Consider the following 255-nt stretch of genomic DNA (forward strand, 5'->3'; position numbering starts at 1 on the left):
CCTTTGAAAACTAAACAAAGTAAGACGAACCAAACGTGTAAGGAAGTTTTGGCAAGTGCCAAAACAAACAAATTAGTGAATATTTATTCGCTAGCAATCAATTAATGAGCTACAAGCATCATTAAAACAAGCAGACTTCGGTCTGCAACTTTTATGAGAGTTTGATCCTGGCTCAGGACGAACGCTGGCGGCGTGCCTAATACATGCAAGTCGAACGCTTCCTATCGGTGCTTGCACCGAGAAAGAAGAGTGGCG

At 42.7% G+C, this 255-nt stretch carries 1 rRNA gene; it reads left to right on the plus strand.

From position 1 onward, the window contains the following. Positions 1-149: 149 nt before the first annotated feature. Positions 150-255, plus strand: a 16S ribosomal RNA gene (locus tag ACEN4I_RS13630); the annotation flags it as partial.

Source organism: Desemzia sp. FAM 23990 (assembly GCF_045528485.1).
GTDB lineage: Bacteria > Bacillota > Bacilli > Lactobacillales > Carnobacteriaceae > Desemzia.